The sequence below is a fragment of the Janthinobacterium sp. GW823-FHT06H09 genome (assembly GCF_058794735.1).
This window is the reverse complement of the sequence record NZ_JBXAHC010000004.1, coordinates 445664-459560: the sequence shown is the minus strand read 5'-3', so window position 1 is coordinate 459560 and position 13897 is coordinate 445664. Positions and strand designations below refer to the sequence as shown.

Here is a 13897-nt window from a genome sequence, read left to right as displayed (position 1 = left end):
GGCATTCGGCGTGCTCAGGTCGGGAAAAATATTTGATCCGGCCTTGCACGCCGCTTGACGGGGATAACAGTATCTACCTGCTGTGAGGTCAACGCGATTGTCGGATTACGCCCTCCGGGCTAATCCGGCCTACTTTTCCGAGATGGCGCTCGCGTAGGTCGGGTTAGCGCAAAGTGCGTAACCCGACACCACTGCCGGCCGCGTCAACACGGTTGTCGGATGACGCGTGGCTGCGCCCCGCTAATCCGGCCTACGCTCCCGATTTTTCAGAACTTGTATTTCACCCCCGCACTGATGAAGCGTCCCGCCGCGCCCGCGTAGTCGAGCGGGTTGTAGCCCGTGGCGCCATACGTCAGCGGGTCGAGCGGGGCGATCTTGTCGAACAGGTTTTGTACCGTCGCAAACACTTCTAGCTTGGGCGTGGCCAGCCAGCGGGCCGTCAGGTCCACCGTGGTGAACGAGGCGATGCGGCAGCCGCGCGGCGCGTCCGTGCCGTCGGCAAAATGCGTGGCGCAGCCGTCCGGGTCATTCTTGAACCGCACGTTGTCGAGCGGGGCGCGGTAGTTGACGTTGGCCGTGACGCGCCAGTTCTGGCGTTCCCAGGTGGCGCCCAGATTGATGCGGTCGTCCGGCGTGCCCATGCAGTTGGACACGTCGCAATTGCCATGCGTGCCGGCAAAATCGCGCTGCGTGCCATCCTGTTCCGTGCGCAGCCATTTGTACAGGTGCGTCCACTTCAGGTCGAACACCAGGTTGCCATAGTCGCTGCCCAGGTTGAAGCGCTGGCGGGCGTCGATATCGATGCCGCGCACCGTCGTTTGCGCCGAATTCACATAGTTGGCCAGCACGGCCGTGATGGCGCCCGGATCGCCGGGAATACCGGTGGCCGTGGACGGGTCGCGCGCCACGTTGCCGGCGGCAATGGCCGCATCCGTCTGCTCCTGGTTGATTTCATTCTTGCGGCGGATTTGCCACAGGTCGACGGAAATGCTGCTGCGCGGCAGCGGGTCCCACACGGCGCCCACGGAATAGCTGCGCGAACGTTCGGGCGACAGGTTCGGATTGGGCGAGGTGATGACGGCGATCGGCGCCGGATCGCAGGCCACTTCCACGCCCAGCGCGCAGCGCAGCGGATCGCTGGCAGTGGAGAACGCGGCCAGGCCGCCGACGCCGTTTTCCGCCGCGCTTGGAGCGCGGAAGCCCTTGGCAAAGGTGCCGCGCAGGGCCAGTTCGCGTATGGGCGTCCATTTCACGCCCACTTTCGGCGTGTAGGAATTGCCCACGTCGGTAAAATGGTCGGCGCGCAGGGCGCCCGACAGTTCCACGGTTTTCAGCACGGGCGCCAGCACTTCGGCATAGATGGCCGAGGCGTTGCGGCTGCCCTTGTAGGCGGAATAGCCGAGGCCAATGATATTGCCCCGTTCCGTGCCCGTGGTGGGTTTGAGTTCCGTCGCTTCGTGACGGAATTCTGCGCCCACGGCCACACCGAGGCCGCCGCCGTCGAGCTTGGCCACCTCGCGGCTGGCCTTGAAGTCGATCTGTGCGATATGCGTCTTGGCGTCGTTCGAGATGCGCGGCGACAGGGCCGCGTACAGCGCGGGCGAATTGAGGCCCGCGTTTTCCGCGATGCGCCACAGGCTGCCCGCCGGCAAAGCCGCATACGCCGGGTTCAGGCTGGCCGCCGCCACATTGGCGGCTGTCGGGTTGAGCAGGGCGAAGGCGACGTCGCGCTGCAGATAGCCGTTCAAGTCGTTCGAGACCTTGTTCTGTGAGTACAGCAAGGCGCTGTCGATATCCCAGCCCGCCACGCTACCCTTGATGCCGGCCACGAAGCGCGTGAAGGTCGAGTCGACTTCCGACAGGCGCGGCCCTACGTCGGCCGCCAGGTAGCGCAGCCGCGCCGCCGTGCCGAAATACGGGTTGTCCGGGTGCGCAGCACCGAGCGACACGCCGGCATTGCTGACGGGGCCGCCCGGATAGCCGACCGAACCGCTGACCGTCGAGGGCGTGGTGACGGAATTCGATTCGCTGTGATACACGTTCAATTCGGCATACGTTTGCAGGGCCGGCGTCAGTTGCCAGGCGGCGCGGCCGAAGAAATTGATGTTCTTTTGCTTGGGCTGGATCTGGCCGTATTGCTGCGCGGCATCGGTCAGGCAGCCGCCGCCCGGGTCGCCCTGCGGATGTGTGGTGAAGTTGCCGCAGGCGGCGCCGGGGAAGGTGCGCGTAAAGCCCACGCCGGCCAGGTTGCCGCGGTTGTAGTAGTCGAGCGTGTCGGGATTGCGCACATTGCCGTTGACGGCGCTGCCGGCCGCGTTGTTGGTGGTGATGGCGCCCGCGCCGCTGAGCGACTCCTGCGCGCTGAAGCCCTGGTCGCGCAAGTCGCTGCGGCCGACGGCACCCCGTCCGGCCCGGTCGCGGTTCCAGATGGCGGCCTTTTCGCTGTACTCGAGGTTCAGCAGCACGTTGTAGCGGTCGCTGTCGATGTCGCCGAAGCCGTGCGTGATGGCGGCGTGCGCATCGCGCCCGTCCCACTCTTTCGTTTTGCCGTAATTGCCCTTGATGGCCGTGCCCTGGTAGTCGCGCCGCAGGATCACGTTGACCACGCCGGCGATGGCGTCCGAACCGTAGATGGCCGAGGCGCCATCCTTGAGGATTTCCACCCGTTCCACCGCTTCCAGGGGAATGATGTTCAGGTCGGCAAATACCTTCTGGCCATCGTCGGCCAGGCCATATGGCGCCACGCGGCGCCCGTTCAGCAGCACCAGGGTCGAGGCCGTGCCCAGGCCCCGCAGCGACACGCCGGAAGCGCCGGCGGCAAAGCCGTTGCCGAAGGTAGTGGGCACGGAGCCCTGGTTGTCGACGGCCAGGGTCTGCAGCAGTTCGGCCACGCTGGACTTGCCCGATTTTTCAATGTCGGCCGCGTTCAGGGTTTGCACGGCCGACGCCGTTTCCGCTTGCGCGCGGCGGATGTTCGAGCCGGTGATTTCCACGCGGGCAATGGGAGCCGCTTCCTGTGCCAGGACGGGCAGGGCGAGCAGGGCGCTTGCCAGAGCCAGGCCCATGCGTGGCGGTGAAAACGGATGGACAGATTGTTTGTAGATCATGCGAGTCTCCGGAAGGTCAGACAGAAAAAGGTGAGGTACACCTTGCAGTCTTGGCCGTGCGGCCTGGCGGGGATTCGATCTACATCAGTAGTGCGTCGCTTCCCAAGGTCAAAACGGGCTGGCGTGGCGTGCGCGCCACGGCGGCCCCAGCGTTGTTGGCCAGCCGGTGCGGACCTGCAGCGCGCAACTTTTTACGCTTTTTGGCGTGTTTTTCAGTGTGAAACGGCAGCGGCATGCGGCTTTGCCGACAAATACGCTTGCCAACCCTTGCGATTTAGGTTTATAGTCGATCATCACTTAGGGATGACTCGCATGTTCGCTCGCCACTTTTTTACCGCTTATTTTTACTTTAGCAATTCCAACCCCAAAGGCGGTGGAGTAGCGGTCGGTTCACGTAGCAGCAAAAAACGAGACCCCAGCACATTCTAAAAAACCGCCACTGATGGCGGTTTTTTTTTACCCAGATGTTTTACCCATCCTTAAATTTTGGAGAAAATGATGCCCCGCACCGATGATTTGCGAATTCGCGAAATGAAGGAATTGACCCCGCCGTCCCACCTGATCCGCGAATTCGCCTGCTCGGAGCAAGCCGGACAGACCGCCGCCAGCGCCCGTATCGCCCTGCACCGCATTTTGCATGGCCAGGACGACCGCCTGATGGTGGTGATCGGGCCTTGCTCCATCCACGACACCAAGGCGGCGATGGAATATGCGCGCCTGCTGATCAAGGAGCGCGCGCGTTTCGCGGGCGAACTGGAAATCGTCATGCGCGTCTACTTCGAGAAGCCGCGCACGACGGTGGGCTGGAAGGGCCTGATCAACGATCCGTACATGGACAACAGCTTCCGCATCAACGACGGCTTGCGCATGGCGCGCGAATTGTTACGCGATATCAATGAGCTGGGTTTGCCTGCCGGTACCGAGTTCCTCGACGTCATCAGCCCGCAATACATCGCCGACCTGATCAGCTGGGGCGCCATCGGCGCGCGCACGACGGAGTCGCAGGTGCACCGCGAGCTGGCGTCGGGATTGTCGTGCCCGGTTGGCTTCAAGAATGGCACGGACGGCAATGTGAAGATCGCCGTGGAAGCCATCAAGGCCGCCTCGCAGCCGCACCATTTTCTTTCCGTCACGAAGGGCGGCCACTCGGCCATCGTCTCGACCAACGGCAACGAGGATTGCCATATCATCTTGCGCGGCGGAAAAACGCCGAACTATGACGCGGCCAGCGTGGACGAGGCGTGCAAAGCCATCGCCGCGCAAGGGCTGGCGGCGCGCCTGATGATCGACGCCTCGCATGCGAACAGCTCGAAAAAACCGGAAAACCAGATTCCCGTGTGCGCCGACATCGCCAGCCAGGTGGCGGGCGGCGACAGCCGCATCGTCGGCGTGATGGTGGAATCGCATCTGGTGGCGGGGCGCCAGGATTTGATACCCGGCAAGGAATTGATCTATGGCCAGTCCGTCACGGACGGCTGCATCGACTGGAGCGCCAGCGTGGCCGTGCTGGAAAACCTGGCGGCGGCCGTGAAGCAGCGCCGCTTGCAGGGCGACGCGGACTAACATGGCGCGCAGCATGAAAAAAAGCCCGGAAAGCTAAGCTTTCCGGGCTTTTTTAGTTTTCAGCTGACAGGAAGCTTAGAACTTGTAGGAACCGCTCAGGTAGAACTGGCGGCCCAGGGCGCTCGAGTACGATGGGTTGTAGCCTACTTGATGCGAACCCGTGTTACGCAGGGTGAACGGCGGATTGCGGTCGAACAGGTTCAGGATGCCGCCCGTGATTTCCACGTTCTTCAGCGGACGGTAAGCCGTCTGGAAGTCGAAGGTGGTGTAGCTCGGCACTTCCAGCTGGATGCCATAGCATTCGCCAGGGCTGCCGGCCACGATCACGGCGCAATCGTCAGCCGTCTGTTCCTTGTCCGTGTAACCGTTGCGGTAGCTGGCGCTCAGCGTATGCGTGAACTTGGCCGTCTCATACGAGGTGGTGGCGCGGATGATGTTGCGGAAGCTGACCTTGTCGTTCGAACCGTAGCGATTCAGGCTGGTTTCCCATTGATCATCGGTGCCCGGCGTCGTGTAGCGCGAACGCAGCAGGTAGGTACCCATCAGGCGGCTCGTCAGGCGGCCATCCAGCAGCTTCATCTTGTGGGTGAAGTCGTAGTCGATACCGCGGTTTTCCACCTTGCCGATGTTAATCGGCAGCAGCTTGATAGCCAACACGTCCTTGCCCGTCGAGCTGATGTGCTTGGTGGTGAACAGGTTGGCGTACTTGGCAGGATCGTTGAAGATCAGGCCTTCCGAAACCGCGGTGACCTGGTCGCGGATTTCCACGTTCCACAGGTCGAACGACATCGACAGGCTGTCGATCGGCTCGAACACGGTACCGATGCTCCATTGCTTCGACGTTTCCGGCTTCAGGTCCGGGTTGCCGCCCTGGAAGGCTTCGAACTGCTGGCGTCCGACGCCGCTGCAGTAGCCGGCCAGCGGGTGGCCGCCCATGCCGTTCGCTGCCGTCAATGGGCATTGGTAGTTACCGCCCGTGACGCCCCAGTCTTCCAGTGGGCCAGCGATTTCCTGCATGCTGGCGGCGCGGAAGCCGGTACCGGCAGCGGCGCGGAACATCAGGCTCTTGGTGGCGGAATACTTGCCGCTGACTTTCCAGGTGGTGGCGTTTTCTTTCTTGCCTACCGTCTTGCCTGTCAGCTTGTCGTCGATGGATCCGATCTGGTCATAACGCAGCGAGCCGGTCATTTCCAGTTTTTTCGAGATCGGCATCATCAGCTCGGCGTAGGCGCCGGCATTGTCGCGCGCGTATTCGCTGTCGACTTGTGCATTGTCAAACAGGATCTGCGCCTGCCTGGCGACGTCGGCCTGCTTCACCTTGTACGAGGTGTTGCGGTAGTCGGCGCCCACACCCAGCATGGCCGTGCCGCCTGGCAGCGAGAACACAGGGCGCGAAGCGCGGCCGTCGATGCCCTTCATTTCCACGGTTTGCGTGTTGTAGGTGCCGCTGAAGCCCGTGCCCAGCAGGGCCTGGCGCATGGCGTCCGGCATGGAACCGACAGGGTAGGCGAACGGGTCGATATTGCCGGCGGCTACTTGCGCGTCGAATTTGTCGGCCAGCGGGAAGCCGCTGACGTATTTCTGCGTCTGCTTGTTTTTCGAGTACGTCACGGCCGAGTTGATGTCCCAGCCGAATGCATTGCCATCGATGCCGGCGACGATGTGAGTGGCCTTGGTGCCGTAGTCGTACACGCGGTTGCCCATTTCCGACAGGCGGTATTTGGCGACGGCGCCCGTGGCGTTGGCCAACTGCGCCGGCGTCAGGTTCGGTGCCAGATATTTGTTGAACAGCGGCGAGCCGACATCGACGGAGAAATCGGCCGGGTACGGCGCGATGCTGGCGACGACGCGCGCTTCCGTGTAGGCGAGGTCATAGAAACCCTGGAAGCCGGTTTTGCCCAGCTTGACGGTACCCGAGCTGAAGATGGCGTCGCGCTTCGATTCCGGATTGATTTCGATGGTCGATGGCGAATCGAAATAGCAGTTGCCGTCGCCGTAGAAATCCATGTTGCTGGCGGCGCATTTGCCGCCATGGGCCAGGGCGTACGGGTTCAGATTGACGTTGTCGATGAAGGGCTTGTTGGTCTCTGGGTTGATGACCACATTACCGTTCGCATCGGTGCGTTTGTAATCGACCGTGGCATTGCCAGGGGCCGAGCGCGAGGAACCGTTGATGAATTGCAGGGCCTTGCCGGTCTTCGGATCGTTGAAATTGATGATGCCGCTTTTCGCGAAGCTGCGCTGCGATGCCTTCAGCGATTTTTGTTCGTCATGGCTGGCCGACACGAAGATGCTGTAGCCGTCTTCGTCGATATCGCCGAAGCCCTTGCTGATCGAGATCGAGTTGCTGGCGCCGCCTTTTTCTTCAGGACGCGAATACTTGGCATTGATTTCCAGCGGCGATGCGCCTTTTTTCAGGATGAAGTTGACCACGCCGGCGATGGCGTCGGCGCCGTACAGGGCCGAGGCGCCGTCCGTCAGCACTTCCACGCGCTCGATGGCCGACAGGGGAATCGAATTGAGGTCGATGGTGGTGCCGGAATTGGATGGCGCGATACGGCGGCCGTTCAGCAGCACCAGCGTGTAGGCTGCGCCGATATCGTGGATCGAGGCCGTTGTGACGCCGCCGCCGCCGCCGCCCACCGAATCGGCGGCCACGGAGAAGCCCTGCATCGCAGGAATTTGCTGGATGAAATCGGTCACCGTGGTGACGCCGGTTTTCTTGATGTCTTTCTGGTTGAACGACTGCACCGGCAGCGACGCTTCGGAAGCGATGCGCTTGATGCTCGAACCCGTGACTTCCACGCGTTGCATGGTGCCATCTGTTGTTTCTTGTGCGTACGCGGCGTGCATACTCAGGGCCATGCCGCCTGCAAACATCAGGCGCAGCGACCGCGATATTACATTTTCTATCATCATCTGAAATTCCTTGTTATTGTGATAAAGGCGGCAATTATTTTGAAATAACTTGTTGCTTGCCAACAATTTATTTGCCTTTTTGAAAATCCACCAATGAAAATTCTGTAAATTTTCTGGGCCCTCATCAAAACATTCACGATTCAGATTGTCAATTTCACGCGGACTTTTTGGACGAAATGCAACATTTCCCTGTTTTTTTTGTAATCCTTCAGCAATAAAGTATCGTGAACCCTTGTCAGCCTTGCTCAGATGCGTAAAATAAAACGGCGCACATCATCGCTGATGGCGCCGCTTTTCTGTTGCTGGCACGCTGTTGCCAGCGCTGCCTGTTTTATCTATTGACCTGAAAATTCCCCTTAAAACGTATAGCTGCCGCGCAGGTACCAGGCGCGCCCGATCGGGTCCGTGTAACGCGGGTCGTAACCTTTCTGGAACAAGGTGCCCTGGTTCGAGAACGGCGGTTCCCTGTCGAACAGGTTTTTCACGCCGGCCGTCAGCAGCAAGCCTTTCCACGCGTAGCTGCCCGACACGTTCAGCAGGCTGTACGACGGCACATCGTGGCGGAACTGCGGATCCACCAGATTCTGATCCGTGTAGCCGGACTTGAACGATTGCGACACGGTGGCGCCCCAGTTGCCCATGCGCCAGTTCAGCGCGGCCGTATGTTTCCAGCGGAACACGGGATTGTTGTCCGCGTAGCGGCCCACGTTGGCAATGAAGGCGCCGCCCCGTTCGTTCTGGTAGTCATACTTGCGGGTCCACGTGCCATCGACCGACACGCTGACATCGCCATACGCGCCACGGGCCAGGCGCGCATTGAGGCTGACGTCGATGCCGTCCGTTTTCACTTCGCCGAGATTGTCGTTCAAGTCCAGGATGGCGTAGGGCGAACCATCGGGATTGCGCAGGAACAAGGCCTTGTATTTCTCGTAGTTGCCGAAGATCGATTGCTCGGGCAAGGACGAAATCTTGTCCTTCAAATGGATGTTCCAGTAATCGATGGCGAGCGTGACTTCCTTGACGGGTTCGAGCACGAGGCCGAGGGCAAAGGTCGTGGATTTTTCCGGTTTCAGCTTTTCATTGCCGCCCTGTAGCTTGAACTGCTGCAAGTCGCAATCGCGCAAGGGGTTGGCACCGGGCTGCGGCACGCCGCCGGGGCACAAAATCGGGTCATCATAGGTATCGTTGGTATCGTTCTTCGACGGCGGCGCATTCTTTTCAAACAGGGTGGGCGCGCGGAAACCCGTACTGGCCGAGCCGCGCAGCACCAGCGCGCTGCTGGCCTGGTAGCGCAGGGCCAGCTTCGGATTGGTGGTGCTGCCCACGTCGCTGTAATGGTCGAAGCGGGCGGCAAGCTGTACTTCCAGGTCCTTGATCAGCGGCAAGTTGACTTCGCCGAAGACAGCTTCGATGGTCCGCGAACCGCTCTTCGACAGCGAGCCCGACAGACCGGAACTGGCAGCCTGGCCGGCGATGTCGCGGTTGACGTTGAAGTCGGCCTTTTCGCGCCGCGCCTCGCCGCCCAGCGCGATGGCCAGCGGGCCGCCGGCCAGCTGCATCAGTTCGCGGCTGCCCTTGATGTCGAAGCCCGTGGTGGTGACCTTGGCGCTTTGCACTTCGCCGCGCAGTGCCGTGCTGGCCAGGTAAGCCTTGCCGGCCGCATCCTGCTCGCCAAACGGGTTCAGAATGCCGTTCAGCACGCCAGCGGCAAAACCCGCATCCTGCACATAGCCGTTCGTGAATTTTTCCGACGACTTGCTGATGGCATGGCTCAGGCCCGTCTTGTAGTCCCAGCCGGCCAGCTCGCCTTCGAGGGCCAGCACCAGGCGGTCCGCCTTGCCGTCCGAATCGATCTGCCGCTGGCCCGCCTCGACGGGGCGCCAGTTGACGCTCAGCGGCTGGCCCGACAAGCCCGGCTGGGCCGGTACGCCGCCCGCATTGCCCGGATAATATTTGCTGCTGATGGGCAGAATCAGGCCCGTTTGCGGTGGCGGCGCCGTGCGTGCCTTCACCTTGTTTTCCGAATGCAGGTATTCCACCGTGGCCAGGTGGCCGCCGCCCAGCTTGAAGGCGCCCTTGCCGAAGAAGGCTATTTGCTGCTGTGCGGGCAAGTCGTCGATCTGGCGCGTGTAATCCTGGCGGCAGGTGCCGTTCGCCGGCACGGCCGGCACCGACAGCGGCGGCAGGCAGCCGCTGGCCGCGTAGGGGTTGCCGGCCAGGCCATTGCCGCCGTTGGCCGCCGCGTCGAAGTAGTTGCCAGGAAACGTCGTGCCGCTGGTAATGGACAGGCCGCGCGAGGGGACGATGCCGGTGGCTGAAAAGGCGCGGTCCTGCGACGTGAGCACATTTTGCTTGTGGTAGTCGAGCACGCCGAAGATATTGTAGCCGTCCGTGTCGAGCTTGCCGAAACCCGTCGACAGGTTGATGCGGTGCTCGCCGCCGCCCTTGTGTTCGGGGGCGACCACTTCGGCCGTGATGTTCGTGACGTTGACGGAGCGCTTGGTGATGAAATTGATGACGCCGCCGATGGCGTCCGTGCCATAGATGGCCGAGGCGCCGTCGCGCAGCACTTCGACTCTTTCCAGGGCCGCGATGGGGATGATGTTCAGGTCGACGCTGGCGCCGTCATACGGATGGTTGGCGATGCGCCGGCCATTGAGCAGCACCAGGGTCTTGTCGCCGCCCAGGCCGCGCAAGTCGGCGCTGGCCTGGCCGCCCGTGGGCAAGCCGCTGGTATTGCCGCCGACGGCATTGCCGCTGCCCATGCTGGACGCATTCGAGGGTATCTTGCTGAGCACTTCCTGGGCCGTCGTCAGGCCCTGTTTGGCGAAATCCTCGGCCTTGAAGATGGACAGGGGCGTCGCCGTTTCCGAGACGAGGCGCTTGATCGAGGAACCGGTGACTTCGACGCGCTGCATGGCGGCAGGCTCGCCGGCGGCGCCGGTGTCCTGCGCCATGGCCGCATGGCCATACGCGCCGAGCAGGGCTGCGCACAACAGGCGCAAGGTAGGGGAGGGACTGCGGGTTTGCGTCATCTGACACTCCTGTGGCTTGGTCATGGGCCAAGTGGCCTGCAAGGGAGTTTTACAGGCGCACAGCAGGTCAGGTTTGCGCTGGCGCAATAGGCGTGTGGATGAGAGCCTTGCGCCACAGTCGCGGACGAAAAAAAGGCGGTGATTGCTCACCGCCTTGCGCCAGGATACGGGTGTCAGCTTAGAAGAACTTGTAGCTGGCGCCCAGTTTGAAGTAGCGGCCGATGGCGCCGCTGGCATCCATCGGGTTGTAGCTCATGCCGCCATAGGTCAGCGGGTCGAGCGGGGCGATCTTGTCGGTCACGTTGTTGATCGAGGCAAACAATTGCAACTGTTTGTTGACGTTCCAGCGGCTCGACAGGTCGAGCGTGGTGAACGAAGCGAGCTTGCAACCGTTCGGCGCCGGCGTGCCGTTCGCCAGTTTGGAGGCGCAAGGATCGCCTTCAAACTTGATATTTTTCATATCCGAACGGTAGTTCAGCACGCCGCTGACGTTCCAGTTGCCCAGGTCCCACGAGCCGGTCAGATTGATCTTGTCCTTCGGCGTGCCGGCGCAGTTGGAGGTATCGCAATTGCCATGCGTGCCGGCGAACTGGTAGCGCACGGTGGCCGACTCGGCGCGCACCCACGAGGCGATGTGGGTCCAGGTCAGGCCGAACGTGGCGCGGCCGTAGTCGCCCAGGCGCACGCGCTGCTTGACGTCCAGGTCGATACCCTTGATCTCCGTGTAGCTGGAGTTGCGGTACGGTGCCTTGGTGATCAGCAAGGTGCCCGTGTTCGGCACCACCACGCCATTGATGGTCAGGTTGTTGTCGGCGCGCACGGCCGTCGGCAGGGCGGCCGCTTCGTTGTACGGCAGCGGGTTGATCTCGTTTTCGCGCTTGATCTTCCAGGCATCGAGCGACAGGCTGGTATCGTTGAACGGATCCCACACGAGGCCCAGGGTGTAGCCCTTGGACTTTTCCGGCTTCAGGCTCGGGTCGCCGATCTTGACGGCCGCCACCTGCAGTTCGCAATCGCTGGCATTGGCGCCCGGCAGGCGGGTGCCGCCCGGGCAGCGCACGGGATCGCTGACGGTCGAGGTGCCCGTCGATTGCGAGTTGGCATTGCTTTCCGCCGGTCCTGGCGCGCGGAAGCCTTCCGAATACGTACCGCGCACGGCGAAGGTTTTCACCGGTGTCCACTTGGCGCCCAGTTTCGGCGTGGTCGACGAGAAACGGTCATATTTGTCGTAACGCAAGGCGCCCGATAGCTCCACCGTCTTGATCACGGGCGCCAGCACTTCGAGGAACACGGCCGAGACCTTGCTGTCGCCCTTGGCCGCCACATAGCTGGAGTTGATGGAACCGTCCTGCGTGCCCGACAGCGAAGGATTGTCGAGCTTGTCGCGGCGGTGTTCCGCGCCCACGGCCAGGCCCAGGGTGCCGCCCGGCAACTGCATCAGCTCGCGCGAGGCCTTGAAGTCGATGATGTCGAGCTTGGTGGTGGAATCGGAGGTGGCGTTCGTCACCATGGCCGCGTACAGCGAGGCGGGATTCTTGCCCGCCTGCGCGCCGATGTAGTACGGGAAATATTGGCTGTTCGGATTGCCCAGGGCATCCTTGACGACGGCCATGTTCAGCATATTGCTGTAATCGAGGTGCAGCTTCGATTCCGAATGCGTGTAGCCGGCATCGTAGTCCCAGCCCATGGCGTTGCCCTTGACGCCGAGCACGATGCGGTTGAACTCATTGTTGGCCTGGCGCGTGCTGGCGCCCACGTCGAAGGCCTGGTAGCGCACGCGCACCGGCACGCCATACGGATTTTGCGGGTGGTTGGCGGCCAGCACGATGGTGGTGCCGGCGCCGGAACCGTAGTTGACGACGCCAGTCGGGCTGGTGGCATTCGGCGGGAAGGCGATGGTCGGCGTGATCGAGGGCGGGATCAGGGTGAAGGCCGTATCGCGCTTCGAGTAGCCCGCTTCCGCATACACCTGGGTGTCGGCATTGACTTGCCAGGTGCCGCGCGTGTACAGGTTGATCGATTCGATCTTCGGCTGCATCGAGCGGAACTGGTCGTGGTGCCACAGGCAGCCGCCCTTCGGATCTTGCGGCGAAGACACGGACAAGCTGGAGCAGCCGGGCAGGGACACATAGTTGTTGGTGACGGGGTCGCGGATCAGGCCCGTCGGTGCGGCATTCGCATCGTTGTTGCCATTGATGTAGCCGCCGGCGAACTGGGTGTTGATCGCATAGCCATACGGACGCAGGTCGGCCTTGCCTATCCATTTGCGGCCGGCGCGGTCATTGTTCATCAGCATGTCCGATTTGCTGTACTCGGCATTGAGGACGAAGTTGAATTTATCCGTATCCAGGTTGCCCTTGCCGAAGGTCAGCGAGGCGCGGTGCTGCTTGGCGTCGCTGTCGCCGGAGATGCCCGTGTCGCCTTTCAGGGTCAGGCCTTCGAAGTCCTTGCGCAGGATGATGTTGACGACGCCGGCGATGGCGTCCGCGCCGTAGGTCGACGAGGCGCCGTCCTTGAGGATCTCGATGCGCTCGACGATCTGCATCGGCACGGTGGACAGGTCGGTAAAGCTCTTCTGGCCGTCATCGGCGCGCGCGAACGGCGCCATGCGGCGGCCATTGAGCAAGACCAGGGTCGAGGTGGCGCCCAGGCCGCGCAGCGAGATGGCCGTGGAGCCGGCGGCAAAGCCGTTGCCGAAGCCCGTCGGCAGGGAGCCGGCGCCATCGGCGGTCAGGGTTTGCAGGTATTCGGCGACGGTGGCCTTGCCCGATTTCATCAAGTCGTCGCGGGTGATGAGCTGTACCGGCGATGCAGTCTCGGCCGTAGCCCGTTTGATGCTCGATCCTGTAATTTCCACACGTTGCACATTGGCGTCTTGCGCCATTGCCGGCGCAGCCATCATGCCCAGGCTGAACGCTGCTACGCTACCCGAAAAAATCAGGCGTACGGAGCGGGACATCACTGTTTCCATCATCATTCTCAGAACTCCGAAAGTATGCTCGGCCGGCCCTTGTGCGGCACAGCTTTGCCAGGGTGATAAAGATTGCTGCGTCGGCAATCGCTATGGATCAAACGGCATATCGTGTGAGCCGTCGTGATCGATAAGACCATTTGTCGAGAAACCTTGTCAACGCGCACACACCCGCTTTCAGCATGGAAACAACAGTGTTTTTTATAATGTTGACGTGTTTCAATATTTGCAATTATTTCAATGTTGCACTGCGATGCGCATTTTCCGTACTGCGATAAAAACGGCTGTCATTCGAAGCCGTA

The 13897-nt window shown here is 61.8% G+C and carries 5 protein-coding genes; 1 reads left to right on the top strand and 4 read right to left on the bottom strand.

All coding sequences use genetic code 11. The features are described 5' to 3' along the window. Positions 1 to 266 precede the first annotated feature (266 nt). Positions 267 to 3107: a TonB-dependent receptor gene (locus tag AC1Q6X_RS09110; protein WP_492496530.1), complete on the bottom strand. Its 2841-nt coding sequence runs from the start codon at positions 3105 to 3107 to the stop codon at positions 267 to 269. Between the two features lie 498 nt (positions 3108 to 3605). Here AC1Q6X_RS09110 and aroG point away from each other — a divergent pair, with 498 nt between their 5' ends. Further along, positions 3606 to 4670: a 3-deoxy-7-phosphoheptulonate synthase AroG gene (gene aroG, locus AC1Q6X_RS09105; protein ID WP_492496544.1), complete on the top strand. Its 1065-nt coding sequence runs from the start codon at positions 3606 to 3608 to the stop codon at positions 4668 to 4670. Positions 4671 to 4745: 75 nt separating this feature from the next. Here aroG and AC1Q6X_RS09100 read toward each other — a convergent pair whose 3' ends face one another. The 3 genes from AC1Q6X_RS09100 to AC1Q6X_RS09090 form a co-directional block, all read right to left on the bottom strand. Beyond that, positions 4746 to 7484 (bottom strand): TonB-dependent receptor, encoded by a 2739-nt coding sequence (locus AC1Q6X_RS09100; protein WP_162995553.1) that lies wholly within the window; start codon positions 7482 to 7484, stop codon positions 4746 to 4748. A gap of 461 nt (positions 7485 to 7945) precedes the next feature. Then, positions 7946 to 10624 (bottom strand): TonB-dependent receptor, encoded by a 2679-nt coding sequence (locus tag AC1Q6X_RS09095; protein WP_492496527.1) that lies wholly within the window; start codon positions 10622 to 10624, stop codon positions 7946 to 7948. A 178-nt stretch (positions 10625 to 10802) separates the two neighbouring features. After that, the gene (locus AC1Q6X_RS09090) at positions 10803 to 13583 is read right to left on the bottom strand and encodes a TonB-dependent receptor (protein ID WP_492496525.1); all 2781 of its coding nucleotides are present in this window, start codon (positions 13581 to 13583) and stop codon (positions 10803 to 10805) included. Positions 13584 to 13897 lie beyond the last annotated feature (314 nt).